Source organism: Streptosporangium subroseum (genome assembly GCF_900188345.1).
Classification (GTDB): Bacteria; Actinomycetota; Actinomycetes; order Streptosporangiales; family Streptosporangiaceae; genus Streptosporangium; species Streptosporangium subroseum.
The window spans coordinates 269352-294483 of sequence record NZ_FZOD01000003.1; the positions used below are offsets into that span (position 1 = coordinate 269352).

Annotated in this window: 20 protein-coding genes and 1 pseudogene; 10 read left to right on the forward strand and 11 right to left on the reverse strand. The window is 69.3% G+C overall.

Features of this window, described 5'->3' with window-relative positions:
* Positions 1–180 precede the first annotated feature (180 nt).
* Complete coding sequence (locus CHC08_RS04930; protein ID WP_089205939.1) at positions 181–3144, forward strand: AfsR/SARP family transcriptional regulator; 2964 nt, start codon at positions 181–183, stop codon at positions 3142–3144.
* 100 nt (positions 3145–3244) lie between these two features.
* Here the strand turns inward: CHC08_RS04930 and CHC08_RS48020 are convergent, their stop codons facing one another.
* Positions 3245–3610, reverse strand: a complete 366-nt coding sequence (locus CHC08_RS48020) for a hypothetical protein (protein ID WP_143653112.1) — start codon at positions 3608–3610, stop codon at positions 3245–3247.
* Between the two features lie 288 nt (positions 3611–3898).
* The gene (locus CHC08_RS04935; RefSeq protein ID WP_089205940.1) at positions 3899–4096 is read right to left on the reverse strand and encodes a hypothetical protein; all 198 of its coding nucleotides are present in this window, start codon (positions 4094–4096) and stop codon (positions 3899–3901) included.
* Between the two features lie 813 nt (positions 4097–4909).
* On the opposite strand from CHC08_RS04935, the gene CHC08_RS04940 reads away from it, so the two are divergent.
* On the forward strand, positions 4910–6136 hold the full coding sequence (locus CHC08_RS04940) for an ADP-ribosylglycohydrolase family protein (protein WP_245878129.1): 1227 nt from the start codon (positions 4910–4912) through the stop codon (positions 6134–6136).
* A gap of 218 nt (positions 6137–6354) precedes the next feature.
* Here CHC08_RS04940 and CHC08_RS04945 read toward each other — a convergent pair whose 3' ends face one another.
* Entirely contained in the window at positions 6355–10041 is a 3687-nt protein-coding gene (locus tag CHC08_RS04945; RefSeq protein WP_089205942.1) for a S8 family serine peptidase, read from the reverse strand.
* 542 nt (positions 10042–10583) lie between these two features.
* A complete protein-coding gene (locus tag CHC08_RS04950; RefSeq protein ID WP_179281885.1) occupies positions 10584–11831 on the reverse strand; it encodes a dienelactone hydrolase family protein in 1248 nt (415 codons plus the stop codon).
* A gap of 254 nt (positions 11832–12085) precedes the next feature.
* On the opposite strand from CHC08_RS04950, the gene CHC08_RS04955 reads away from it, so the two are divergent.
* Entirely contained in the window at positions 12086–12685 is a 600-nt protein-coding gene (locus CHC08_RS04955) for a TetR/AcrR family transcriptional regulator (RefSeq protein WP_089205944.1), read from the forward strand.
* 199 nt (positions 12686–12884) lie between these two features.
* Here CHC08_RS04955 and CHC08_RS04960 read toward each other — a convergent pair whose 3' ends face one another.
* From CHC08_RS04960 to CHC08_RS04970, 3 genes are all read right to left on the reverse strand, one after another.
* On the reverse strand, positions 12885–14081 hold the full coding sequence (locus CHC08_RS04960) for an MFS transporter (RefSeq protein ID WP_089205945.1): 1197 nt from the start codon (positions 14079–14081) through the stop codon (positions 12885–12887).
* A gap of 207 nt (positions 14082–14288) precedes the next feature.
* Positions 14289–15143 (reverse strand): TIGR03620 family F420-dependent LLM class oxidoreductase, encoded by an 855-nt coding sequence (locus CHC08_RS04965; RefSeq protein ID WP_089205946.1) that lies wholly within the window; start codon positions 15141–15143, stop codon positions 14289–14291.
* A 114-nt stretch (positions 15144–15257) separates the two neighbouring features.
* Positions 15258–16007 carry a glucose 1-dehydrogenase gene (locus tag CHC08_RS04970; protein WP_089205947.1) on the reverse strand — a complete coding sequence of 250 codons (750 nt, stop codon included), beginning with the start codon at positions 16005–16007 and terminating at the stop codon, positions 15258–15260.
* A 212-nt stretch (positions 16008–16219) separates the two neighbouring features.
* Here CHC08_RS04970 and CHC08_RS04975 point away from each other — a divergent pair, with 212 nt between their 5' ends.
* Entirely contained in the window at positions 16220–16552 is a 333-nt protein-coding gene (locus CHC08_RS04975; RefSeq protein WP_089205948.1) for a hypothetical protein, read from the forward strand.
* Between the two features lie 58 nt (positions 16553–16610).
* Here CHC08_RS04975 and CHC08_RS04980 read toward each other — a convergent pair whose 3' ends face one another.
* Positions 16611–17060 carry a DUF5615 family PIN-like protein gene (locus CHC08_RS04980; protein WP_179281886.1) on the reverse strand — a complete coding sequence of 150 codons (450 nt, stop codon included), beginning with the start codon at positions 17058–17060 and terminating at the stop codon, positions 16611–16613.
* The gene (locus tag CHC08_RS04985; RefSeq protein WP_089206011.1) at positions 17041–17694 is read right to left on the reverse strand and encodes a DUF433 domain-containing protein; all 654 of its coding nucleotides are present in this window, start codon (positions 17692–17694) and stop codon (positions 17041–17043) included. Before CHC08_RS04985 ends, CHC08_RS04980 begins: the two co-directional genes overlap by 20 nt.
* A gap of 441 nt (positions 17695–18135) precedes the next feature.
* Here CHC08_RS04985 and CHC08_RS04990 point away from each other — a divergent pair.
* The 4 genes and pseudogenes from CHC08_RS04990 to CHC08_RS05000 all read left to right on the forward strand — a co-directional run.
* Positions 18136–18414, forward strand: a pseudogene (locus CHC08_RS04990) (Scr1 family TA system antitoxin-like transcriptional regulator); the annotation flags it as partial.
* A gap of 26 nt (positions 18415–18440) precedes the next feature.
* Entirely contained in the window at positions 18441–18665 is a 225-nt protein-coding gene (locus CHC08_RS04995) for a DUF397 domain-containing protein (protein ID WP_089205950.1), read from the forward strand.
* Between the two features lie 329 nt (positions 18666–18994).
* Positions 18995–19135, forward strand: coding sequence for a hypothetical protein (locus tag CHC08_RS49305; RefSeq protein WP_179281887.1), 141 nt, complete (start codon positions 18995–18997; stop codon positions 19133–19135).
* On the forward strand, positions 19132–19932 hold the full coding sequence (locus CHC08_RS05000) for an SDR family NAD(P)-dependent oxidoreductase (protein ID WP_089205951.1): 801 nt from the start codon (positions 19132–19134) through the stop codon (positions 19930–19932). Before CHC08_RS49305 ends, CHC08_RS05000 begins: the two co-directional genes overlap by 4 nt.
* A 323-nt stretch (positions 19933–20255) precedes the next feature.
* Here CHC08_RS05000 and CHC08_RS05005 read toward each other — a convergent pair whose 3' ends face one another.
* Positions 20256–21176, reverse strand: coding sequence for an NADP-dependent oxidoreductase (locus tag CHC08_RS05005; RefSeq protein ID WP_089205952.1), 921 nt, complete (start codon positions 21174–21176; stop codon positions 20256–20258).
* Positions 21177–21282: 106 nt separating this feature from the next.
* Positions 21283–22251 carry a zinc-binding dehydrogenase gene (locus tag CHC08_RS05010; RefSeq protein WP_089205953.1) on the reverse strand — a complete coding sequence of 323 codons (969 nt, stop codon included), beginning with the start codon at positions 22249–22251 and terminating at the stop codon, positions 21283–21285.
* Between the two features lie 393 nt (positions 22252–22644).
* On the opposite strand from CHC08_RS05010, the gene CHC08_RS05015 reads away from it, so the two are divergent.
* Together CHC08_RS05015 and CHC08_RS05020 are read left to right on the forward strand one after the other, a co-directional pair.
* Positions 22645–23601, forward strand: coding sequence for a M23 family metallopeptidase (locus CHC08_RS05015; protein WP_089205954.1), 957 nt, complete (start codon positions 22645–22647; stop codon positions 23599–23601).
* Between the two features lie 73 nt (positions 23602–23674).
* Positions 23675–25117: an N-acetylmuramoyl-L-alanine amidase gene (locus CHC08_RS05020; protein ID WP_089205955.1), complete on the forward strand. Its 1443-nt coding sequence runs from the start codon at positions 23675–23677 to the stop codon at positions 25115–25117.
* Positions 25118–25132: the final 15 nt, after the last annotated feature.

Genomic DNA, 25132 nt, shown 5'->3' on the forward strand with positions numbered 1-25132 from the left:
GCGCTCCGGCAGGCATCCGATCCGAATCATCATTAAGGCCGCCGAAACGGACCTTCAACGCCTTACCATAAGGTGATCTATTCGGGCTATACTCCCCGAAATCAGACAACTACGGACCGTCTCCGGAGCGGCGCGGTTCGTACCGGCCCTTGAGATCTGCGAACCGTTCGGGGAGCTTCGATGAGGTTCCAGGTACTTGGCGATGTGACGCTCGTCCTCGACGGGCGTCCGGCATCACTGTCCTCCCGGAGGCAGGAACGACTGCTGGCACTGCTCGTCTGCGCGCAGGGACGCGTCGTGGCAGCCGAGACGTTGATCGACGCGATGTGGGGGGAGCAGCTCGGGCCCCGCGCCGGCAAGAACCTGCAGGTGCTCGTGCACCGGCTGCGCAAGACCCTCGACGATCCCGAACGGATCCGGCACGACCGCTCGGGCTACGCGCTGTCGGCGCAGACGGCGGAGGTCGACGCCTGGCACTTCGCCGACCTGGCCGAGCGCGCCAGGAGGGCGCTGGACCGGGAGGATCTGGAGACGGCGGCCGTCCTGCAGAGGGAGGCGCTCGCGCTGTGGCGCGGCCGCGCCTTCGCCGGTCTGGACGACGTGGCCCCACTGGCGGAGGCGGCGGAGCGGCTGGAGCAGGACCGCAGGCGGGTGCTGATCGAGCGCATCGACGTCGACCTGGTGATGGGCAGACACGCCGAGGTCATTCCCGAGCTGGTCTCGTTGGTCGCGGAGGATCCACTCGTGGAGTCCGCGGCCGCCCGGTTGATGGTGGCGATGCACCGGTCCGGGCAGCGTACGGAGGCGCTGGAGACCTACCGGCGTACCCGCGCCGTCCTGGCCGAGGAGCTGGGGCTGGAGCCGGGGCCGCAGCTGCGCGCGCTGGAGGCGGCCATCCTGCGCGGTGACTCTCAGATCGGCCTGGACCTCCACATGAGAGCGGAGCCCGCGGAAAGGAAGACGGCGGCCACGGCACCGGATCCGGTGCCGTTCCTGCTTCCCGCCGGGGTGGGTGACCTCACCGGACGCGATGACGAGCTGCGCCGGCTCGCCGCGATCCTGCGTGACCGCCCTGCCACCACCCCGGCGATATGCGCCATTTCCGGCATGCCGGGAGTGGGCAAGACTGCGCTGGCCGTACAGTCCGCCCATGAGTTGCGAGACGACTTCCCCGACGGCCAGCTGTATGTGAACCTGCGGGGCGCGGGGGCCGAGCCGGTCGAACCGTCGCACGCGCTCAGCCGGTTCCTGCGCGCGCTCGGTGTGGAGGGAAGGGCCATTCCGGACAGCCTGGACGAGCGCGCCGAGGTGTTCCGCGCCCGGCTGTCCGGCCGTCGCGTCCTGGTGCTGCTGGACGACGCCGCGGACGAGGCCCAGGTCGAGCCGCTCATCCCTCCGGAGAACGGATGTGCGGTGATGATCACAAGTCGCAGCGCACTGACCGCGCTGCCCGGCACGCGCCGGCTCGTCCTCGGAGTCCTCACGAGCACCGCCGCCGTCGGACTGCTGGGCACGATCACCGGCCGGGCCGAACTGACCTCCGACGGCGCCGACGGCACCACCGCCGGGCAACTGGCCGAGCTGTGCGGACGGCTGCCCCTGGCGCTCCGGATCGCCGGAGCGCGGCTGGCCGCACGACCGCACTGGACCGTCGACCGGCTGGTCTCCCGGCTCGTGGCCGAACACGACCGGCTCGACGAGCTCACCCACGGCGCCCTGTCGGTGCGGGCCAGCCTCGCCCTCGGCTACTCCGGACTCACCGAGCCCGGCCGTACCCTGTTCCGCCGCCTCGGCCTGGTCGAGACGCCCGACTTCGCCGGCTGGGTCGCCGCGGCGCTTCTCGACGCCGAGCCACGCGACGCCGAGGACGTGCTGGAGGGGCTGATGGAGGCGCAGCTCATCGAGTACGCGGGGCTGGACGGCATCGGCGAGCCGCGCTACCGCATCCACGACCTGGTACGGCTGCACGCCAGGGAACGTGGTGAGGCCGACGAGCCGCCCGCCTCCGTCCGCGCGGCGCTGACCCGGCTGACCGGGGCGTACCTCGCGCTCGCCGAGCAGGCGCACCGGCGGCAGTACGGCGGCGACTACACCGTGCTGCACGGCGAAGGACTCCGCTGGGACTGCGGAGCGGTCGCCTCTCAACGGCTGCTCGCCGACTCCGCCGCCTGGTTGCGCAGCGAACGGCTCGGCCTGGTGGCCGCGGTGGATCAGGCGGCCAGGGTCGAGCTGAGCGAGACCTGCTGGGACCTGGCCATGACGGCGATCACACTGTTCGAGGCTCAGGGCCACTTCGACGACTGGCGGAACACCTCGGAGACCGCGCTGGCCGTGGTCCGCCGCGCGGGCGACTCGCGCGGCGAGGCGGCGATGCGCTACTCGCTGGGCACGCTCGATCTCTTCCGGCAGCGCTACACCGCCGCACGGCCGCACTTCGACGCCGCGCTGCCGCTCTTCGAGGCGGTGAACGACCAGCACGGCCAGGCGCTGACCCTGCGCAACGCCGCGCTGATCGAGCGGGTGGAGGGACGCGCGGGGACGGCGCTCCGCCGTTACCGGCGGGCACTGCGGATGCTCCGCGAGGTCGGCGACCGGCACGCCGAGGCCCACGTGCTCGGCAGCATCGCCCAGATCCACATCGAGCACGGCCGCGCCGACGCGACCCCGCTCCTGGAGACCGCGCTGGACGTCTACCACGATCTGGGCGATCTACGAGGGGCCGCCCAGATCCTCAACCGGATGGGCGCGCTGCACCTGCGGCAGGGACGCACGGAGCAGGCAAAAGCCGCATACCGACAGGTGAGCGCCGCGTCCCAGGCGATCGGAGACCGGATCGGCGAGGCGTACGGCCTGCTCGGGGTGGGCGAGGCCGAACTGCTGGCAGGGGAACTCGACCCCGCGGCCGACCACCTCGACGCCGCGCTGGCACTGGCCGAGGGACTCGGGGAAACCTTCATCGCCGCCCGTGCCCGACTGGCCGCCGGACGGCTCGCCGCCGAACGCGGCGAGCACGAACCGGCCCGGTCCATGCTGGACCGGGCGATCAGCGAGTTCGCCGAGATCGGCCTGCCGGTCTGGCACGAGCGGGCGGTGGATGCCCGGCGCAGCCTCGACACCACGCTGTGCCCGCCCCTGCCGTACTGACCCGGACCTGGGGTACGGCCAGGCGGATGCACGGCAAACACAGCGAACGCAGCCCGCGCCTCACGCCTGACCGGCTCCACGACGCCGGTTCCCCCGATCACTAGGGGTTCCCCTCCGAGGGATCCTGGGGGATCCACCCCTTGGTAGGCATTAGGGGAGGCTCCCAATCCTCATGGGGATCCTCGGGCGCCGCCTCCTCGGAAGGATCGGGACTCGGCGCGGGTGGAACAGGAGTCGCCGTGGAAGGATCGGGACTCGGCACGGGAGAAGCAGGAGTCCCCGTGGAAGGATCAGGACTCGGCACGGGAGGAGCAGGGGTCTCGGGGGGCTCGCTGGGTTCCATCCAGTGGCTGTCCTGGACGTTGAAATCCGGATCCGGCTCGGTGTCGTCGGCGAGCGCGGCGTTCGTCCCCACCAGTGCCCCGGCCACCATCAGCGCCAGCAGCGCCAATCTGATCTTCTTCATCTCTCCTCGATCGTCATCGGGACAGTGCCCGCCGTCATGTGTCGGTGATCGCCGACAGGACCACGGCGAGTGCGAGCCGGCCCGGTCCGCGCTCGCCGTGGTCCGCCAGTCCCTCCGGCACGGGCGGACGGTTGACGGCCGGCGGCCCTCGACGCCATGCCGTCCCCTCCTTTGCCCGCCCTGCCGTGCTGATCCAGACGTACGGTGCGGTCAGGCGGAAGCACGACCCCCGCCTCCCGCCTGACCACCCCGCGACGCCGGTTCACACCGGAGGTTCCTTCAGAGGGATCAGGGGGTCCCTCCGGGGGGAGCGGTGGGAAGCCCGTCGGGGGGATCGCCGGGGGCCATCCAGTGACTGTCAGGACAGAAGCCGCCCTCCTGCTCCTGGCACGGACCTTCGTACTGCCTCGCGTCGGCGGGCGCGGCACCTGCCCCCAGGAGCCCGGCCACCACCACGGCCAGTATCGCGCTCTTTAACTTTTTCATTCGTTCCTCCCCGCACTCATCTCCGGTAGGACTGGGAGAAGTCTCCGGTCTGCACGCTCATCTGTCACCTGTGTGATTCGGCGACGGGTGAGCACGTGCCGTCGGTGAGATTCCCCGCTCATCCCGAAGGCGTGGTCATGACCGCGTGCAACCCGGTGTCCCCGACCAAGGCCGCGACCGCCCCCGCGGAGGTCACGGCAGTGACGTCCGCAGGCAACGCGCCCCGCCTGACGTCGTTCTCGGTCGGTACCGGTTGGAGTGCCGGACAGTCCCCGAGGGGGCCGGCGCCTACTGGAAGGCCGCATAATCCGGCGAGAATGGATCACGTGCCCGGAGCCTCGGTGGCGCTCGCCGAGCCGTGGCCCGCGACTCCCCTGGGCAGCACTTCGTCGATTCCGGGCACGGACAGCCACCTTCACCTCACGGCAACTCGGATACCGCCCCCCGGCGGCATTGGCGCTAATCGAGATCAGGGTAAGGAGAACCGGTTTCACGGGGGTTTCATCCCATACGACGCGGAACGCGACCTGACCACCACCACAAAAGGTCGACACAGAAAGGTGCGAAACGGTATAAATCTCCCTCTCGCACGCCTGATTTCTGTCGTCGGGTAGCTGCCGTCAGATGGCGAACGCCTTCATAATCAATGCCACACGTACCTATTTGGCCGTAAATTTCGTAATGACACCGCACTCATCCAGAAGCGCGACCACTCTCGAGTGGCCCGCCCGTTGACCGACCATGAACGCTCCCGCCTACCGGACATCTGCTACCGTCCGCCGGACATCTGACAGAAGCCGAAGGATCACGACCGTGCGCCGTTCCACCGATGACCTGCCGGAGTACCGCAGTCGCGTGAGAGGTTGCCTCCTGGGCGGCGCGCTCGGCGACGCCCTGGGAGCGCCCGTCGAGTTCGAACCGATCCGGAGGATCCGCAAGCAGTACGGCCTCGCGGGCCTGACCGGGCTCGTCGCCGACTGGCGCGGCGAGGTCGGCCTGATCACCGATGACACGCAGATGACGCTGTTCACCGTGGAGGGGCTGATCCGCGCGGACCAGATCACCGTGGACGGACCGGCTCGCGAAACCGGGGCCACCCCGGACAGGCCGGCTCGCGAAGGTGAGACCGTCGCGGAGGAGCCGCCCCTCACGGAAGAAACCGCCGCCGTCCGGCGGGCCTACCTGCGCTGGCTGGACACCCAGCAGCACTCCGCCCCTCTCCCCGTCTCCTCCACCTCCTCCGCTCCTTCCGTGAACGAGACGGTTCGCACCGGCTGGCTCCGCGAGCAGAAGTGGCTCTACTCCAAGCGAGCCCCCGGAAACGCCTGCCTGTCCGGCCTGCGTCACCAGTGGGAAAGCGTCCCCGTCTCCCCCGGTCTGCCGGGCCCGGTCAATCCCGACTCCAAGGGCTGCGGAACGGTGATGCGCTCGGCTCCCTTCGGGCTCCGTGCGCGGAGCGCCCGGCACGCGTTCGATCTGGCCGTCGAGTGCGCCCAGATCACCCACGGCCATCCCACCGGGTACCTCGCCGCCGGCGCCTTCGCGGCCCTCGTCCATTTCCTGATGGAGGACGAGGTCCGGCGGGGAGCCGAGCCGCTCGCGCAGGCCGTACGGAAGGCGATGGACCTGCTGGCGACCTATCCCTCCCACGAGGAGACCACGCAGGCGCTGCACGCCGCCGTCTCCCTCTCGACGACGGGCGACCCGAGCCCGGAGAAGGTCGGATCCCTCGGCGAGGCGTGGGTCGCCGAGGAGGCTCTCGCCATCGCGGTCTACTGCGCCCTGGTGCATCCGGAGCCCGGCGACTTCCAGCGGGCACTCCTGCTCTCGGTCAACCACTCCGGCGACAGTGACTCCACCGGCGCCGTCTGCGGCAACCTCCTGGGAGCCGTACACGGCGAGACCGCACTCCCCGCCGAGTGGCTCGCCCACCTCGAAGGGCGCGAAGTCATCGTCGAGCTCGCCGACGACTTCGCGGCGCAGTCGGTCGACGGGCACGAGGTCACCGAGGCATGGCTGCGGAAGTATCCCGGCGCCTGAACCTGAGCGTCATACGTGACCGCATCGGGGCGGACGGTTTCCGGGGCCGGACGAATCCATCCGGAGAACTCTCAGCGGCGATCGCGGACGACCGGCTCCCGAGTACGGTCCGCGGAGCGGGGCCGTGACGTCGGAAGCGGCGGGGACGATCCTTTTCCCGGCCTCCGTCACCGGGGCGGGGCCGAGCGGCCCCGCCCCGGTGACGGGGTTGAGAGTGGTTACCTCAGCCCGAAGGCTCGGGTGATGTTCTGGGTGACGCTGTTGCCCCGGCCGTCGTGCGCGGTGACGCGCAGGGTGACGTACGTGGCTCTGGCGGAGGCGTGGAGTCTGGTCTTCCAGCCGTCACCGGCATGGGTGAGGTCTGCCTTCTGCCAGGTGGCGCCGTCGTCGTAGGAGATGTCGAGCGTGAGGGCGTTGATCGCCTTGGAGCTCGGCCCTCCGGGGAGATGGGAGGGGATGACCGCGAGGTCGGCGTTGCGGCGTGCCTTGCCCGCGGTGTCGGTGTCGACCTTGTAGTCGAGCTGGATCAGCGGCAGGACCGCGGCCGTGCCGGGGTCACCGGCCGCCGAGGTGAAACCCCACTCGGTCCGTGTGCTGGTGGAGTACGGGTTCGCCCAGGTGCCGCGGGAGTTCTCCGAGACGAGCCGGTAGGGAAGGCGCTCGGAGCCGAGCCCTCCGACCTCGATCCAGTCGAAGTAGTTCTCCTGCAGGAGCGTGTCTCCCTGGTACAGCGTCAGCGTGTTCATGACCTCGGGGTTGCTGACGGTGGCGCCCACGTGGTCGCCGCCGGAGTCGCCCCAGCCCAGGACGGTGACGTAGAACGTGTCGTCCTGCCTCGTCGGCAGTCCCGCCTGGACGCCGAGGCGAGGACGCTGGATCGGGCCGAACCAGTGAAGGTCGCTGGTGGTGCCGGCCTTGTAACGTCCCACCGGGGCCGACTCCTGGAGTTCACCGAGGAGCAGTGCCTGTTCCTGCCACTGGATGTCCGCGTCCGCGGAGACCCAGTCGGTGCGCTCGCCCTGGGCGGGAGACTCAAGGGAGATGGAACTGCTGATCGCGACTCCCTGCCAGACGTCCCGGCGATACTCGATCGCGCTGTCCTGCTGGTAGTTGCGGAAGGAGACGTCGACGCGGGCCAGGTCGTGCTTCTCCGGCCGGTAGGTCGGGTCGGCGGGCACCGCGCCGTCGTAGTGGTGGACGAAGTCGTAGAGGTAGTCGGTGGTGAGGCTGAAGACCAGGGTCAGCGGGGCCCTGCCGCGCTGGATCTGAGTGATCAGTTCCTCGCCCTCGTCATGGGTGAGGGTGGCCACCGTGAGGGGCGGCGGGGGCGGCGGGGCCCAGATGGGGTTGGTCCAGGGCTGCAGGCGGCCGATTCCGTCGTTGACGACCAGCAGCAGCCGCGCGCCGGCCTTCACGGCCGAGGCCGCCTGCTGCTCCACGGTGACGGCGTCGTTGTGACGCACCACGGCGACCTTCCCCTGGACCCGCTGCCCGGCGAAGTCGGCCTCGGCGCCCTGTCCGACGAAGACCGTGTCGAGTTTCGTCCGTCCCTCGGGCAGCGGCGTCGAGCCTCGCTGAACCCGCAGGTCGTCGAAGCTCCGCCGGTCTGCGTCCAGCGTCAGTATGGGCTCCTCCTTGCGCCAGCGCGCGCCGAAGAGGAACTCGCCCCTGGTGACCTTCTTGCCGGTGGGCAGCGCCCACATGCTGTCGTACTCGGGCCGGGGCAGCTGGGAGCTCCCCGCGGAGTCGTCGGGGCCGAAGGACCGGTAGGTGTCCAGACGGATCTGGGAGTCCGTGGTCTTCTGGGGGGTGACGGCCGTGACCTGCCGGGCCTTCGAGGCGTCCAGCGTGACCGCGCGATCCCGGTCCAGGATGATCTCGGGAGCGCTCAGCGTGGCCACGCCCAGGGAGTGCGGGCCGTGGGTGCCCTGCACGTCGGCCTCGAGCCACACCGCGTAGGTGCCGACCGGCATCCGGAGGCTGCCCGTGCCCGACGCGCCGAGACCGTACGACTCGAAGAGCTTCTTTCCCGCCACGAAGAGCTGTCCGGAGAGCGGCTCGCCGCCGCGGTCCTTGGCGGTGATCGTGAGGTTGTAGCGCTCGTTCTCCTTGCCGGCCCCGATGAGGGTGTGGGCCAGGACCTTGCCGTCGGCTCCGGAGGCGTCGACCATGCCGCTGTAGTGGCTGTCCAGCGGCATCTTGTCCAGGTTGGCCGTGAGGGCGACCTCGCCGGTTCCGTGCGCGGGCACGGTGACCCGCGTGGCCGACAGGGTGAACACACCCTGGGGTGCCTGGGGCGCGTTGATCGCCAGGTCGAGGGTGACCGGGGTGCCGGCGGTGTTGGTGTAGGTCACCTTCTTGGTGCTCTTCTCACCGGGCTCGTGCGGCCAGGTGTGGAAGCCGGAGTAGGCGCTGCCGGTCGCGAACACCGTGTTCCGCACCGCGGCCGCGGCATCCAGGCGACCGCTGCCGGCCTGGTAGGCGTTGTAGTCCGGGGTGGCCTTGGTGGAGCTGACCAGGGCATCTTTGAGCTGCGGGCCGGTCCAGTCCGGGTGCGCGGCGGCCAGCAGCGCGGCGGCTCCCGCGACGTGCGGGGTGGCCATCGAGGTGCCGCTCAGCGTCTGGTAGAAACCCTCGCCCTCGGGCGCGTACTGCGAGCGTGCCGCCAGCACGTCGACGCCGGGGGCGGTGAGCTCCGGCTTGAGCCCGTAGTCGCCCGCGCGCGGACCCTGGCTGGAGAAGTCCGCGAGCTGGTTGGAGCCGTCCACGGCGCCCACGGTCAGCGCGGCGTCCGCGGCGCCCGGAGTACCGACGGTGTTCGGTCCGGCGTTACCCGCGGCGATGGTGAAGAGCGCGCCGGTCTCGGCGCTGAGCGTGTTGACGGCCTGGCTCATCGGGTCGGTGCCGTCGGTCGGACCGCCTCCGAGGCTCATGCTGATGATCTTGGCGTGCTGGTCGCGGGCGGCCCATTCCATGCCCGCGATGATCCAGGAGTCCTGACCGCTTCCGGAGTTGTCGAGGACCTTGCCGATGTGCAGGTCGGAGCCGGGGGCGACGCCCTTCTCGGTGCCGCCCGAGGCGGCGCCGGTGCCGGCGATCGTGGAGGCGACGTGGGTGCCGTGGCCGTGATAGTCGCTGACGTCCTCGTCGGGGACGAAGCTGGCCGTCTCGGCGATCCGGCCGGCCAGGTCCGGGTGACCGGTGTCGACGCCGGTGTCCAGGACGGCGACGTCCACGCCGGTGCCGGTGTTGCCCGCCGCCCACACCTGCGGGGCGCCGATCTGCGCGGTGGTGTCGGCCAGGTCGGCCTTGACCTTGCCGTCCAGCCAGATCTTGGCGATGCCGCCGGTGAAGACCGGCGCGGCGCCGGAGGTGCGGGCGCCGGCGCCGGAGGTGAGAGCGGACCAGAAGTCGGCCGAACGGCTCCGCTCCTCGGTCAGCGCCGCGCCCTGGATGCTGCTCAGGGCGCGGACCCTGGCCGCCCCGGAGGGCACCGCCTGGGTGCGCGCGCCGGCGGCGGCGTCGGTGTAGGTGACGATCAGGGGAAGACGATCGGTGTGCGCGTCGTCGTAGCCGTCGGCGAGGAGCCGGGTGACGTTGAACAGGTCCTTGTCGAGGAGCCCTGCGGAGACGTACGACAGGGTGGAGTCGGGGTAGACGTAGGTGTCTTTTCCGACCTTATTGATCTTGAACCCGATGGATCCGCCATCCGGACCCTCGACCTGCTTCGTCTCGGTGCCGTCGGCGGCGGTGGTGACGGTGACCCTGTCACCGGTGATCAGGGTGATGGCACGAAGGGCGCCGGAGGTGTTCGATGCGGCCGTCGCGCCGGGGGTGGTGGCCGACGTGGTGGAGAACGCCGGCGGGATGACCGTCAGGATCGCCAGTGCGGACGCGAAAGCCATCAGCTTCGATCCGCGGGGGGAAGGGATTAACAAAGGGGAGTTCCTTTGACGAAAGGGAATAAAACTCCAAAAACACCAAAGGTGACTTAAGTGTCATCAATGCGCATTTCTGGGCGAAGCGGCCCAATCGTACGGTAGATCAACGGTGCTCGCCAGGCGCTTTAAGCCTTTTTTCTATAGGTCTGTGGGCTATCGTCCGAATCTGACGGGCCGCCGAGATTGACGAGGCGCGGGCCGGCCAATCTTGCTCACGCCTCGTCGCCGTTCCGCCGTTGACGCGCTGTGGGAGTTTTTCTTGTCCTTCGCCATTTGCCGTGTCGATTTGACGGCAGTCACCAAAAAATGAGGGTTTTCTTCTCTCCGCGCTTCCGCGCCCTCGCGCAACGGTGACGACTGGATCCACCGACGACGCGGATCGCCGGCGCCAACCGGCGGGGCCCCATCGTTGTCATCACCCGACTCGGGGCACGCCATCGTCACCGAGTATCTGCGGCGTGGAGGCCCCGTCCCTCAGGGCGGGGAAGATGTCAGGAAACCCCGAACTACTCGGTCGTGGCCTCCTGCCGGAACCAGTCAAGCACCTGCGGCATGGATCGCATGACCGATCCGGTGTGGTCCACCTCCCCGACGTCGGTGAGGCTCGCGTCGAAGCCCTTGCCCCGCAGATCCTTCAGGCAGTTCACGGAGTTGGCGATGGCCACGTCGCGGTCGCCGCGCGCGGCGAACAGCCGCACGGGCACGCCGGGCCGCAGGTCGCGGCAGGTGGTGTCGTTCGCCCTGATCGCCTTCAGCAGCGTGCCCGAGGGCTTGCCAAGCCGCTTGAGGTAGCCGGGAGTGAGGAGTTTCTCCACCGTGGGCGGCAGACCGGCCACGATCGTGTCGAAGTCCTGGCTCCCGTCGAGCAGCTTGGTGATCTTCTTGTCGTACGGCGGGCGGAAGGCCTGCGCGGGGGCGTCGTAGAGGTTGTAGATCCGGTCCATCGAGGTGAGCCAGTAGGCGAGGTAGAAGGTGGCGGAGCGGTCGTCGAGCCCGCCGTGGAGCGCGGCGGGCAACTCGGCGTCCTCGAGGTCGAAGGGACCGCTGACCGGCGCGACGGCCGCCACGTCAAGCTCCTGGTCCTTCTGGAGAGCCGCGCCCAGGGCCATGGCGGCGTGGCCGCCCTGGGAAAAGCCGGTCACCAGGATTCGCCTGTCGAGCGTGACCCGCTTCTGGCCGGCCAGCGTCCGGGCGGCCTTGAGCAGGTCGAGTGAGGCACCGGCTTCGGTGGCGGTGTGCATGTAGGGATGGGGGCCGGGTCCGCCGCCCAGGCCGAGGTAGTCGGGGGCGACCGCGGCGAAGCCGTGGGTGGCGAAGTAGGCCGCCATGTAGCTGCCGTCGCTCTGGGTTTCCACCGACGGGGCGTCCTTCCTCGTCGCCATCGTGCCGTGCGCGTAGCTGACCACGCGCAGGTTGTGAGCGGGCACGCGGGGCAGGGCGACCGCGCCGGTCGCGGTGGTCGGCCTGCCCTGCACGTCGACGGTCCGGTAGGTGACGCTGTAGACGTCGATCCCCTTGGCGTCCTCGATCGTCGGGAACCCGGCGCTGCCGAGGTAGTCGTTGACCTGCCCGCCCGACAGGTGGGCCGACCGCTCGGCCTTGACCAGGGATCCCCGGGTGAACCCCGTGGCAGTGGCAGTGGTGACAGCGGCGGCAGTGGTGGCGGCGGTGGCGCTGGTCACCACCGCGAGGGGGGCGACGGCGATGAGTGCGGCGCAGGAGAGCGCGAGAACACGACGGGAGTTTTTGATCACGCCTGAGACATTAGGTCGCCACCGAGTGCCACCCCCAGCAGGACACCACCCGGATCCCGGGTAGCGCACCCCCTGAGATCCCCGGTAGTGCGCTCCGAGATTTCCGGTAGTGCACGCCCTACTCTCAGGGCTCTCAGGTCGTCGGCGGGCGCCTGCCGAGAGCCGTAGGTCCGTCGGACTTGTCCCGTCGGACACGGAGACCATGGCGTATTGTAGTGAGCGTTATAGATTCTGGTCGATACCGGGAGGCCATCATGGCGGGAGGACGACCGCGCGGCTTTGATGTCGACGAGGCGCTCGACCGGGCGGTGGAGGTGTTCTGGCGCCAGGGCTACGAAGGCACCGGGATTTCAGACCTCACCAGGGCGATGGGCATCAATCCGCCCAGTCTCTACGGCACCTTCGGGAACAAGGAGGAGCTGTTCCGGAAGGTCCTCGACCGCTACACCGACGGCCCCGCGCGCTACATTCGCGAAGCATTCGAGCAGCCGACGGCGCGGGCCGTCGTCGAGCGTCTCCTGCACGGCGCCGTTGACGGGACGACGCGTCCCGACTGCCCTCCCGGCTGCCTCACGGTGCAAGGTGGGCTTGCCTCCGCTCCCGCCGCGGAGGGCGCCCGCGACGAGATGGCGACGCGCCGAAGGATGGGCGAGACCTTCCTGCGTGCGCGGCTGGAGCAGGCCCGCATCGAGGGGGAACTGCCGGACGACGTCGACCCCGAGGGTCTGGCCCGCTACTTTGCCACCGTTCACCAGGGCATCGCCGTTCAGGCGGCCGGCGGCGCGAGCCGGGAGCAACTGCACCAGACCGTCGACCTCGCCATGCGTGTCTGGCCGTCGCGGGCGGACGCCTGATCGCGGCCGGCGAATCCCCGCCAGGATTGGGGACGGTGAATGACCCTCGCTGTCCGTGTGACCTGGATGGCCCCGTACCGGCGGAACGGCCAGGAGGGTGATCCACCTGCCGTTCTGCCCGGGCAGAACGGCAGGACAGCGCCGGCGTGTCACCGGTGGTGGCAGTGCGGCGTGTCACCGGTGGTGGCGGTGCGGCGTGTCACCGGTGGTGGCGGTTCGGGGTGGCCGCGCTGAACAGCGCGAGCACCGCGGCCAGCGCGAAGCAGGTGCCCACGCCGTAGCCGTCGACAACGGCACCGCCGAGGAAGGACCCGGCGGCGAGTGCGATCTGGGAGGCGCTGACCAGGAGTGCCAGGCCGCCTTCCGGAGCGTCGCGGGCGGCGCGCGCGATCCAGGTCTGCAGGGCCATCGGCACCGCGCCGAAGGCCGCGCCCCACAGGGCGACGAGGGCGACGACGGCGGGCGCCGTGTCGGCCAGCGGGGTCAGAAGGCCGACCGCGGCGGCCACCAGCACCGTGGCGGTGACGTACACCCCGCGCAGGCTGCGGCCGATGGTCGCGCCCGAGACGAAGTTGCCGACTAGCCCGGCGACGCCGTACGTGAGCAGTACGGCCGTCACGGCGGAGGACCCGAAGTGTGCGTGCTCCTCGAGGTAGGGGGTGATGTAGGTGTAGGCGGCGAAGTGGCCGAAGAAGATGAGCGCGGTGGCCAGCAGGGCGAATCTGACGGCACGGTGTCGTGAGGACGCCGCCAGGGTCGCGAAGCGCACGGTGCCGGTCGGTGGGAGGGCGGGCAGCAGCACTACGAGTGCCGTCAGGGTGAGCAGGCCTGCCACGGTGGCGAGGAGGAACGCGGTCCGCCATTCGGCGAGGCGCCCGATCAGGGCACCGAGAGGCAGGCTGATGACGGTGCCGGCCGAGATGCCCGCGGTGACCAGGGAAGAGGCGCGATGGACCGCATGGGCGGCCACCAGCCGGGGGACGACTCCGATGCCCATCGCCCAGAATCCGCCGACTCCCAGACCGAGCAGGACGCGCGCGGCCACCATCACGATGAGGTTCGGGGCCACCGCCGCCGCCGTGTTGGAGGCGGCGATCAGGGCGGCCAAGCCGATGAGGACCCACCGGCGGTCAAGCCGCCCGGAGGCGACGGTCACCAGCGGCGCGGTGATCGCGGCCACCAGGCCGGGGACGACGATCAGGAGCCCCGTCGTGCCCGTGGACACATGAAGGCTGCCGCCGATATCGGGCAGCAGGCCGATGGGCAGGAACTCCGACAGGACAAGCACGAACGATACGAGCGCGACCGAGACGACCGCGGGCCATCCGCCCGACAGCTGCTGATCTCGCGGTGCGTGCAGCTGTGTTCGGCCCGGGTGCCGGGTGGGGCCTTCCATCGCTTTTCCTTGCTGTCGGTCGGTTGCGGGGCCGGGAAACGTCGGCACGACGGTCGTTGACGCGCGGTCGCGCGTGAGCGCAGCCGGCGCGCGGGACGTCGGGAGGACCGCAGACGGCATCGGTGTGCGCTGCCGACGGCACGCGTGCGGACGCCAGTCCCCCGGTGTCATGGCGGGTAGCCGTATGCCTCGGGCAGCCGGGACACGTCAGCGGGTCAGCACGGCCAGTTCACGCCATTCGGGCAGGGGCAGGCCGGAGCCGGCGCCCACCACATGCAGGCAGACGTGATCGGCGCCGGCCTGGTGGTGTGCGCGGACGCGATTGCCGATGGTCTCCACATCGCCCCAGGCCACGACGCCGTCGATGAGCCGGTCGCTACCGCCGCCGGCCAGGTCCTCCTCGGTGAAGCCCTGGCGGCGCAGATTTCGGGCGTAGTGGTCCATGGCGAGGAACCCGCCGAGGAAGTCCCGGGCTGCGGCGCGCGCCCTGCCGGGGTCACGCTCCAGCACGACCGCCTGGTAGGGCGCGAGGAGGGGGCCGTCACCGAGCAGTTCCCTGGCCGCGGCCGAGTATTCCGGGGTGACCATGAAGGGATGCACACCCGCGGTGCGCCGCCCTGCCAGCTCGGTCATTTTGGGGCCGAGCGCGGCCATGAGACGTTCGTCCGCGGGCACCCGGGGGGCCTGGTCGAGCTTGTCCAGGTAGGCGCTCATATCTGACAGCGGTCGATAGGCGTGTCCCGCGCTCTGCGCGGCGGCCGGGTCGCTGACGCCGAGCCCGAGGAGCAGCCGGCGGCCGTACCCGTCCTGCAGCCGCGTATGCCCGGCCGCCATTTCGGTGGCCTGGTGCCGCCAGATACTCAGCACCCCGATCGCGACCTTCGTGCTGCGGGTGGCTCGCAGCAGCCGCTCCGAGTCGCCGAGGATGTCCCCGCCTCCCAGGCCGGGGATCCACAATGCTCCCCAGCCCAGTTCGTCGAGCTCGGCGGCGGCATCCGTGATCTCTCCCGGATCCGCCATCCGCAGTTCGATGCTCCAAATTCCGGTTCGTCCCAAGTCCATGGCATATATCCCGTCTGCGCTGGTGGTGCTCTTGTTATGGATGCGAGGCGGCGGCCGTTCACCGCAAGCCGCCCCCTCGGCCCCGCCCCGCAGCGGGGAAATCCGGGCAAGCGGTCAGATCTGGTTGGTGCCGCCGTCGACGAAGAGCTCGGTTCCGGTGATGAAGACGCTCTGGTCCGCGGCGAGGAAGAGGACGGCATCGGCGATCTCCTCGGGGCGGCCCAGGCGACCCAGGGGGATCTTGCCGGCCAGGAAGGCCTTGAGCTGGACAGCCTGCTCCTGGTCGGGGGCCAGGCCATCGATCCCCGGAGTGTCGATCGTGCCGGGAGCGATGGCGTTGACCCGGATCGCCCGGCCCTTGAGCTCGGCGGCCCAGGTGCGGGCGAAGGACCGCACCGCGGCCTTGGAAGCCCCGTACACGCCGAACGCCTCATTGCCGACGGTGGCCGCGGTGGAGCCCGCGAGGATGATCGAGGCACCATCGTTCAGCAGCGGCAGCGCCTTCTGCACCGTGAACAGCGTGCCCTTGACGTTGGTGCCGAACGTCGCGTCGAAATGCTGCTCGGTGACCTGCTCCAGGGTGGAGAACTCGCCGCCGCCGGCGTTGGCGAACAGCACGTCGATGCGCCGGCCCTGCTGCGCGACGGCCTCGTACAGCCGGTCGAGGTCCGCCAGGTCGGAGACGTCGCCGACGACACCGGTGGCGTTGGGGCCGATCTTGGCCACGGCGGCGTCGAGTGCGTCCTTACGGCGGCCGGTGACGAACACGTGCGCGCCCTCGGCGGCGAACCGCTGAGCGGTGGCCAGGCCGATGCCGACGGTGCCACCGGTGACGATCGCCGTCTTGCCTTCAAGCTGTCCCATGATCTGGTGCTCCGAATCAGAAAAGGATGAGTTGATACCCTCGAACCAAAGACGTAACATTTCTTGTTACATCAAGCTTCGAGCGCACCCCCGCGACGAGAGTTGCGGGGCGGGGTTGGGTAAGTTTTGTAGTGCTCGATAAGAAACTAGGTCGCTTCGAGCCCCACGTCAAGTGGGGTGGCGAGACACCGCGAACGACAAGGCACCGGCTCATGATCGTCATCGGAGCGAACGATCGATCCCGCAAGCCGTTCGACGACGCCGAGCAGGTCAGCCGGTTGCAGGATCAGGTCGATCGCGCGTTGCACGATCTCGACCGCCGCGCCTCGCACCACCCGCCGGTACGGCTCCCCCTTGCCCTTGGCATACACCAGATAGAAGCGCTCGGCGGTGCCCGGAATACGACGGACGGTCGGTCGATAGAATCCTGCCAGCGTGACGTCGAAGACCTCTTCTCCCGCGCTGAAGACCTCCTGACCTTCTTGGAAAACGACCAGGCCGCGCTGCCTCCCCCGTTGCGAAGCACCGATCGAGAGCTCCGGTAGTGCCGAGTCGACGCCTGCTCAACGGTCTGGCCGGCGGGCATCAGAGCGTGCCGAAGAACTACGTAAGATCGGGCCAATACTTGGGCGGGGCGAGAGCCGGGTCAACGACACGCAGCCGACTGGCCGGAGCCGGGTCGATGCCGCGCAATGTCACCAGCCGTTGCCCATTCGCCCCAACGAGAAGAGCCAGAGCGGTGGGCAGCCCAGCGGCGACTGTGGCAATCGCCAGACCGATCCCGACCAGGCCAGGGTGCTTGTGCGGGTATTCGATCCGATGTAGCCCGGAAGCGGCAATGGCCTCGACTTCCCGTGGGCGTTGCATCTGCCGGGCGTCATTGGTCAGGATGACGTGAAATCCCTCGGTCACCGCCCGGGGGTAGAGATTCTCGTCCCGGGTGCCGGACCAGCGGTCGAGATCGAGCAAGTGGACGATCTCGTGCCCCAGAACGAAGGCGGCGATGGCCTGGTGGAGCGGCCTGGACACGTTCTCATCCAGCAGCAGCCTCACGCGGCTCCTTGGGGGGATCGTAGCTGTCAACGTAATCGGCAAAATCGGCGGCATCCAGAGCAGCCGTGGCGGTGACGTTCGGGTAGTAGTCGGAGATCCGCTCTGGGGAGACCTCGTCGCGGAGCAGCGCGGCGACCTCGTCATAGGGAACGCGGGTGCCCTTGATCACGGGCACCCCGCCGCGGATCGCCGGATCCACCGTCACATGCGCGCGAGGCTGCAGCAACGACGGGATGTGCCTGCCGTCGCGGTAGAACGGCTGTAGAACGTCGACCATCTCGTGGATGACCACGTTGGCCTTCTTCCGCACCAAGTCGACTGCCTGATCAGGCTCGGCCAGATAGATGCTGCTGCCATCGGCGACCAGCGTGTACGACGAGAGGTGGTCACGTTCTTTCAGATCGCCTCGGAGTGTGTCGAGAGCCCGTCTGATCTTCTGCAACGAAGCATCATTACGCAGCTTGACGCAGGTCCTCAGCGCCACCACATCACGAAAGGAGTAAAGGACGGGCCGTGTGCTGGAGATCTCCGGTATTAGCACCGCGCCACGACTCACGCCGACCTTACGCCAGTGTGCGAGCTGACGAAGTGTGGCACCTGACAGCGCCGCAGCCAGTTTCGGGTCGTAAGTCATCACTTCACCCCTTCCGCACCTCGTGAACCGGTCCCTTGCCCTGTCATCATCGCAAATCTCTTCTGGCTGGTCAGCCGTTACACGATCTCCCCCTTCAAGCGCGGGGCAGGATGTGTACCCGGAAAGCACATCCCACCCCGCACTTGTCAGGTCATCAGCCGACGCTTCACCACGCGGGTCGGCGGGTAGACGCGCCGACCAGAATCAGCGTGGTGTGTCTCCACCTCGCGCATCAGAGCCGTCAGATCTTCCAGCTTGGCCGCCTCAACAGCTTCTGCGTTGTCACCAGCCCAGCAGGGGAAGGCCCAGAATCGCCGTGCCCACATCCGCCACAGGATTACCCAATTCGGGTTGTCGTCCTGTAGGTGGGGAGCTTGACCCGTCTCGGGTGCTACGACTCGTTGTGCCTCACCGGTGTGAGCACGTGCGCGATATCAGCTCGACCAGCTCGCAGCCGCCGCAGGCCAGACGAGCACCGAGATCCGCGTGCTGCCGCTGACCGTAGGCGCCCATGCCAGCCCCGACGGCTCCTTCCGAATCTTCGAACTGTCCGAGCCGTACCCTGCCGTCGCCTACGTACCGAGCCCTGCGGGCGCGATATACGCAGAGGCCGAAGCAGCCGACAGGCTTAAGCTGAAGTTCGACCGCATTTGCCACGATTCGCTCACAGCCGAGAAGTCCATCGAGCTGATCACGGCAATCGCGGAGGACCTTCACTAGCACGCAGGAACGGAGCCGCACCCGTCATGTCTGCCCCCGAGCACGCACCGATCGCCTGGCACATCAGCAGCTTCAGTGCCGATGGCGGTGGCAACTGCGTCGAAGCCGGCCTTGTGAACGACGGCACCGAACGCGTCGCCGTGCGACACAGCAAGGCCCCCGACGGCCCGACGATTCACTACACCCGCGCTGAGTGGGAGGCCTTCCTCGCCGGCGCCCGCGCGGGCGAGTTCGACTTTCACCACGACTGACGATCTGCCGGCCAAAATCCTTCAGCCCGGCGCAGTCCCCCACCGTGCCCGCGTGTGATCCCCGTGGGGCATGAGCCGTCGCGGACTGGAGCGGGATCAGTGGAACGCGCATTGAGTACTCAACCACCCGGGCGGGCCGGCAGCGCCCGGCCCGGAACCTGACGCTTCGGCTCGGCGACCCCTGAATGCCGCCCGTCACACAGTGACCTGCTGAGATTGAATGCGCGATGTCGGGTCGGTGCTGACTCCTTCTGGTGCTTGCGGTATCACGGACTTGCCGGTCGGACGTACAAGCGCCGGAACGCTGACCAGGAAAAAGAGGGGACACGATGATCAACCGCAGCCGATTTCAGGCGGTCATGGAACACGAGCAGGAGCAGTTCACGGCACGTAACCCGGCCTCGCGACCGGCATTCGGAGCCGCGGAGCTGAGTATCCGTGACGCGGTCAAGGAGCTGGTGGGCCGATGAACGCCTTCACGGCACAGACCGGGCGGGTCGCCGTCGTCACCGGCGCGGGCAGCGCCGACGGCATCGGCTTCGCCTGCGCGCGGCGGCTCGCCGCGGACGGGGTGCGCGTGGTGCTGACCTCCACCACGGAGCGCATTCAGGAACGCGTCGCCGAGCTGCGGGAGCAGGGCGCCGACGCGGTGGGCCTCGCCGCGGACCTCACCGACCCCCGCGCGGCCGGGGAGCTGGTCCGCCTCGCCGGCACGCGGTACGGCCGGCTGGACGTACTGGTCAACAACGCGGGCATGACCTCGGTGAGCGACCCCGACGTCTCGGCCGACATCGGTCAGCTCTCCGACGACCAGTGGAGAGGGTCAATCGCCCGGAACCTGGACACCGCGTTCTTCATGACCCGGGCGGCTCTGGAGCCCATGCTCGCCGGCGGCTACGGCCGGATCGTCAATATGGCCTCGGTCTCCGGCCCGCTCCTCGCCTACCCCGGCGACAGCGCGTACCACGCGGCCAAGGCTGGAATGATCGGCCTCACCCGCGGCGTGGCGATCGAGGTGGCCGACCGGGGCGTGACCGTCAACGCGGTGGCCCCCGGGTGGATCGTGACAAGCTCCTCCCCCGAGCGAGAGCTGATGATGGGCGCGGCCACACCGGTGGGCCGGCCGGGCACCCCCGAGGAGGTAGCAGGCCTGGTGGCCTTTCTCTCGTCGCCGGAAGCGAGCTACATCACCGGCCAGGTCTTCGTGGTCGACGGCGGGAACTCGATCCAGGAGGAGAAAGGCATCATCCCCTCCCAGCCAATCTGAGGTAGATGCGTCAAGTGTGCCTTCGGTGGAACGGATGGTCGGCTGGGCGCGTTCATCATGAACACACCACCGGCCTACGCCCCCGACCTCAACCTCGCCGAGGACATCCGGTCGCCCACCCAGCGTCCTCCCCGGGTTCGCCGTGTCCCGACTCCGTCAAGCCGCCACCGACCTCCGCAACGGATGATCGCGACTGAACGCGCAGGCGGAGAGCCGCCGGCGTCCCGGCATCAGACGCCCTCCGCCAAATACCAATCGGTCAGGGTCCTCGCCGGAGCAACAAAGAAGCTCACCGACCTGCTCTTCGGCTGACCGCGGTCCTGTCACTCGACCACGATCACGATCTTGCCGCGGAGGTGGCCTTCCTCGCTGAGGCGGTAGGCGTCGGCGGCCCGCTCCAGCGGGAAGGTCCTTTCGATCGGCATGCGCAGCGCGCCCCACTCCATCAACGGGAAGACCTCGGCGAAGACCTCGGACAGGGGCGCCCTGTCAGCGCCGGTCGAGAAGCGCACCCCATACTCGGCGGCGCGCCCGTCGGCGATGGTGACGACCCTCTCCGCGTCGCCGGTCAGCTCGACGGACATGGCGAGCACGTCGCGGCCGGAGCCGTCGAGGACCGCGGCGACACCTTCGGGGGCGGCGTCGCGCACCCGCTCGGCCAGGCCGTCTCCATAGGTGACGGGCCGGACACCCAGCTCACGCAGGAAGGCGTGGTGAACCGGGCTCGCCGTACCGACCACTTCCGCTCCCCAGGCGCGGGCCAGCTGCGCGGCGACCAGCCCGACGCCCCCGGCGACCGCGTGAACCAGCAGGGTCTGGCCCTCTTTCACGTCAAGCTGCCGCAGGCAGCGATAGGCCGTCTCGGCGGCCACCGGCAGCGAGGCGGCCTGCTCGAAGGAGAGCCAGTCGGGTTTGGCCAGGAGACTCTCGGAGGCGGTCGTCACATGGGTGGCGGCGGCGCCGGAGGAGGCATGGCCGAAGACTGCCTGACCCACGCTCCAGTCCTGGACGTCGGCTCCGAGCGCATCGACGATCCCGGCGAACTCGACGCCGGTGCCGGCGGGGCCTCCCGCGAGTTGGCCCCGATCGAGGAATCCACGGCGGAGTTTCCAGTCGATGCCGTTGACCCCGGCGGCACGCACCGCGACCCGCACCTCCCCCGGCCCGGGCTCGGGGATGGGGATCTCGTCAAGAGTGAGCACGTCGGGATCGCCGTAGCGGGCATAGCGAAGGGCCAGGGACATGATTTTTCCTTCCGAACACGTATGAACTTCCGGACGCGCATGAGCTTCCGGAAGCGCATGAGCTTCCGAACATGTATGAGCTTCCGGACGCGCATGAAGAGGTGTCTCAGATCAGCAGCAGGGTCTTTCCGACGGCGTCGCGGATCTCGATCGCGGTGTGCGCGTCGGCGGCCCGCTCCAACGGGAAGGTCTGCCCGATGACCGGCCTGATCCGGCCCGCGGCCGCCTCCGACAGCGCCCGCTCGGCCAGTCGCCTGGCATCGCCGGGCGCGAACTGCACCTGCTCGATCCCGCGCACGCTCACCCCCCGCCGCTCCGCCTCTCCGGGGTCGACCTGGGCGAAGCCGCCACCGAGCACGCCGTACGCGAAGAACCGGCCGCCCCGTGCCGTGACCTCGAACGCGGACCGGCCCAGCTGCCCGCCGGCGCCGTCGAAGACCACGTCCGCTCCCTCGCCGCCGGTCGCCTCACGCACCCGCTCGGGCCAGTCCGTCTGTGAGTAGTCGACCGCGGTATCGGCGCCCAGCTCCCGGGTCAGGTCCAGCTTGCGCCTGCCACGAGCGGCCGCGATGACGTGGGCGCCGGCCGCGTGGGCGAGCTGCACCAGCAGGCTGCCGAGACCACCGGCCGCCGCGGTGACCAGCACCCGCTCCCCCGGCTTGATCCCGGCCGCCTCGACCAGGCTCAGCGCGGCGGGGCCGATCTGGAGGAGTGCCGTCGCCTCGCGCACGGCCAGTCCGTCCGGCACCGGGATCAGCTCCTCCGCCGGAGCCACGGCCCGCTCGGCGTAACCACCGCCGTCGGTCCCGGTGACGACACGCCGGCCGATCCAGGCGGGATCCACACCCTCCCCGACGGAGATCACCTCTCCGCCCACCCCGCTCCCCGGCACGTACGGCGGGCTCAGGTTGAAGTACTCGGCGCCCCAGCCACTGCGGAGCTGCACTTCGATGGAGAGGATGTCCGCGACGGACACCCCGACCACGACCTGCCCGGATCCGGCGACCGGATCCGTCGCCTGGCCCGCCACCAGCACCTCGGGTCCCCCGAACTCGGTCACCTGGACGATTCGCATACCGATCACTCTCCTTTGATGTCGCTGCGGACATCTTCAAACCTCAAGCTTTGTTGAGGTCAAGGTGATGTGACCGGCATCACTCAACCATGATCATCGCGGCCACGTTCCCCGCTCCCCGGTGACGGTCGAACTCCTGGGTGGCGCATCGGCAGAGGCGGGATCTCGGGGGAAACGAGCAGCCCGGCAGAACTCCTGCGGCACGGACGCCGCCGCGAGCGCGAGAAGCAGGCCGTATATATGGGCCGGATAGATCGTCGTGCCGATTTTGGATGATTTTTATGCAGTCAATCCTGACCCTTAACCCCAGCGGGAGACTTTCGGAGAGATCCAACAGACAGCGCGCGGTTCCGGTCAAGGCCTTGCCCGCCGGGGTCGCAAGAGAGGATCTATATGAGACTCAAAGGGGTAGTCACGGCAGGTTTCGCCCTGTTACTCAGCCTCGCGGGCGGCGCCGTCATGGCGCCGAACGCCGGTGCGGCGGCTCTGGCGGAGCCGGTGCCGGTCGGCACCGCGGCGGACTCCGTACCGAGTGACGGCGCGACCATCCTGGCGACCAACTTCCAGCTGCCCTTCCCCTGCGGGCAGGCCTGGACGGGCAACTCCGGCGCGAGCAGCGCGCACCAGTCGTGGGAGATCGACTTCAACCGGGGCAGCACCGCGAACGCAGACCTGGGAGACACCGTGGTCGCCGCGGCGGCGGGCACGGTGGAGATCTCGGCCCATCAGGGATCGGTCAACAGGTACGGCAACCTGGTCAAGATCGACCATGGCGGCGGCTGGTCCACCTACTACGCGCACCTGAACACCCGCTCGGTGAGCGCGGGCGCCACGGTCTCCCAGGGCCAGCAGATCGGCACGGTCGGCAATACCAGCAGTCCGGGCAACGCCATCTCACCCCACCTGCACTACGAGGTGCGCCTGGGAACCAGCTACCCGTCCAACATCCAGAAGGCCGTCTTCAACGGGTCCACGTTCGGCTACCCCGGCGCGACGGTGACCTCGGCCAACTGCGGCGGCTCCAGCAACCCGTACACCCCGCAGGAGGTCTGCGGCGGCGGCTACGACGTGATCGACAGTGCGGCCCTGGGCTCGGCGGGCACCGTCTACCTGCTCTACAACACCGCCAACGGCAGCAACTGCGTGGCCACCATCAAGCGCACCTCCCTCGGCGCGGCCACCGCCACCGCCGCCTACCTCGAAGTACAGGGACAGAGCCGGATCACCGACTCCGGCAACTTCGCCTACTACGCGGGCCCCGTACGCGCCACCGCACCCGGCAAATGCGTGAAGTGGGGCGGAAAGGCCGGCGCCTCCGTCTACAACAGCCCCTTCGAACACTGCGGCTGACGTCAGGCAAGGGGCCGCCCCGGGAAGCGGGGGCGGCCCCTTCGACACCCCCCACCTGCTAGAAGGAGCACCCGTGAAGGCCCGACTTCGCCGTTCAGCCGCGCTGCTGGCCGGTTCGCTCATCCCCCTCGTGTGTCTGGCGGGACCGCCCGCGAGCGCCGCTCCCCCGGATCCCCTGGCCGACGCCTTCACTCGCGCCGCCGCGACCTACGAGGTGCCCCGCGACCTGCTGGTCGCGCTCGGATACGCCGAGACCCATCTCGACGGCCACAATGGCGCGCCCAGCGCGAGTGGCGGCTACGGGGTCATGCACCTGGTCAGCAGTCCGGCCGGCCACACCCTGGAGCGAGCGGCCTCGTTGACGGGACAGCCGGTCGCGACACTGAAGGCCGACGACGCGGCCAACGTCGTGGGCGGCGCGGCGGTGCTGCGCGCCTACGCCGACGAGCTCGGGCTGGACGCCACCGCCCGTAAGGGCGCCGGGAAGTGGTACGCGGCGGTGGCCGAATACGGCAACGCCTCGACCGCCGAGGTGGCCAGGCTGTACGCCGACACCGTCTACGACCTGATGGCCACGGGTGTCCGTACCGCCACCCCGGACGGCGAAACCGTGACCGTGACCGCCCAGACCGTGCGGCCCGATCGCGGCGCCTACGCCCAGACGCGGGACCTGGACAGATCCTTCGCGGCCGCGGCCGTGGACTACCCCTCGGCGCACTGGGTGCCTGCCAGCTCGTCCAACTACGCCGTCTCCAGCCGGCCGACGAGCAATGTGATCGACCGAATCGTCATCCACGTGACCCAGGGCTCCTACGCCGGCACGATCTCCTGGTTCCAGAACCCCGCCGCCCAGGTCTCGGCCCACTACGTCGTCCGCTCCTCCGACGGCGACATCACCCAGATGGTGCGCGAGAAGGACAGGGCCTTCCACGCCCGCGACTACAACAGCCGGTCCGTCGGCATCGAGCACGAAGGTTTCGTCGACAACGCCTCCTGGTTCACCGACTCGATGTATCGCGCGTCGGCCGCGCTGACCCGCAGCATCGCCGACCGGTACGGCATCCCCAAGGACCGTGCCCACATCCTCGGACACGTCGAGGTCCCGGGCAACGACCACACCGACCCCGGCCCGAACTGGGACTGGGCCAAGTACATGCAGTACGTCGGCGGCGACAACGGCGGCGGGAGCAACCCGCACACCCCGCAGTCGGTATGCGGCTCCGGCTACACGGTGGTCGACTCCGCGGCGCTGGGTTCGGCGGGCACCGTCTACCTGCTCTACAACACCGCCAACGGCAACAACTGCGTGGCCACCATCAAGAGCAGTTCGCTGGGCACGGCCACCGCCACCACCGCCTACCTGGAGGTGCAGGGAAAGAGCCGCGTCACCGACTCCGGCAACTTCGCCTACTACGCGGGCCCGGTACGCGCAGCGGCACCCGGAAAGTGCGTCAAATGGGGAGGCAAGGCGGGCGCCTCCGTCTACAACAGCCCCTTCGAACACTGCGGCAGCTGAAGTCGGCTCCACCGG

What these genes read in the sequence shown, in the direction of transcription:
- CHC08_RS04930 (WP_089205939.1), top strand. Translation starts at nt 181, where the DNA reads ATGAGGTTCCAGGTACTTGGCGATGTGACGCTCGTCCTCGACGGGCGT.
- CHC08_RS48020 (WP_143653112.1), bottom strand. Translation starts at nt 3,610, where the DNA reads ATGAAGAAGATCAGATTGGCGCTGCTGGCGCTGATGGTGGCCGGGGCA.
- CHC08_RS04935 (WP_089205940.1), bottom strand. Translation starts at nt 4,096, where the DNA reads ATGAAAAAGTTAAAGAGCGCGATACTGGCCGTGGTGGTGGCCGGGCTC.
- CHC08_RS04945 (WP_089205942.1), bottom strand. Translation starts at nt 10,041, where the DNA reads ATGGCTTTCGCGTCCGCACTGGCGATCCTGACGGTCATCCCGCCGGCG.
- CHC08_RS04955 (WP_089205944.1), top strand. Translation starts at nt 12,086, where the DNA reads ATGGCGGGAGGACGACCGCGCGGCTTTGATGTCGACGAGGCGCTCGAC.
- CHC08_RS04960 (WP_089205945.1), bottom strand. Translation starts at nt 14,081, where the DNA reads ATGGAAGGCCCCACCCGGCACCCGGGCCGAACACAGCTGCACGCACCG.
- CHC08_RS04965 (WP_089205946.1), bottom strand. Translation starts at nt 15,143, where the DNA reads ATGGACTTGGGACGAACCGGAATTTGGAGCATCGAACTGCGGATGGCG.
- CHC08_RS04970 (WP_089205947.1), bottom strand. Translation starts at nt 16,007, where the DNA reads ATGGGACAGCTTGAAGGCAAGACGGCGATCGTCACCGGTGGCACCGTC.
- CHC08_RS04975 (WP_089205948.1), top strand. Translation starts at nt 16,220, where the DNA reads ATGATCGTCATCGGAGCGAACGATCGATCCCGCAAGCCGTTCGACGAC.
- CHC08_RS04985 (WP_089206011.1), bottom strand. Translation starts at nt 17,694, where the DNA reads ATGACTTACGACCCGAAACTGGCTGCGGCGCTGTCAGGTGCCACACTT.
- CHC08_RS04995 (WP_089205950.1), top strand. Translation starts at nt 18,441, where the DNA reads ATGTCTGCCCCCGAGCACGCACCGATCGCCTGGCACATCAGCAGCTTC.
- CHC08_RS49305 (WP_179281887.1), top strand. Translation starts at nt 18,995, where the DNA reads ATGATCAACCGCAGCCGATTTCAGGCGGTCATGGAACACGAGCAGGAG.
- CHC08_RS05000 (WP_089205951.1), top strand. Translation starts at nt 19,132, where the DNA reads ATGAACGCCTTCACGGCACAGACCGGGCGGGTCGCCGTCGTCACCGGC.
- CHC08_RS05005 (WP_089205952.1), bottom strand. Translation starts at nt 21,176, where the DNA reads ATGTCCCTGGCCCTTCGCTATGCCCGCTACGGCGATCCCGACGTGCTC.
- CHC08_RS05010 (WP_089205953.1), bottom strand. Translation starts at nt 22,251, where the DNA reads ATGCGAATCGTCCAGGTGACCGAGTTCGGGGGACCCGAGGTGCTGGTG.
- CHC08_RS05015 (WP_089205954.1), top strand. Translation starts at nt 22,645, where the DNA reads ATGAGACTCAAAGGGGTAGTCACGGCAGGTTTCGCCCTGTTACTCAGC.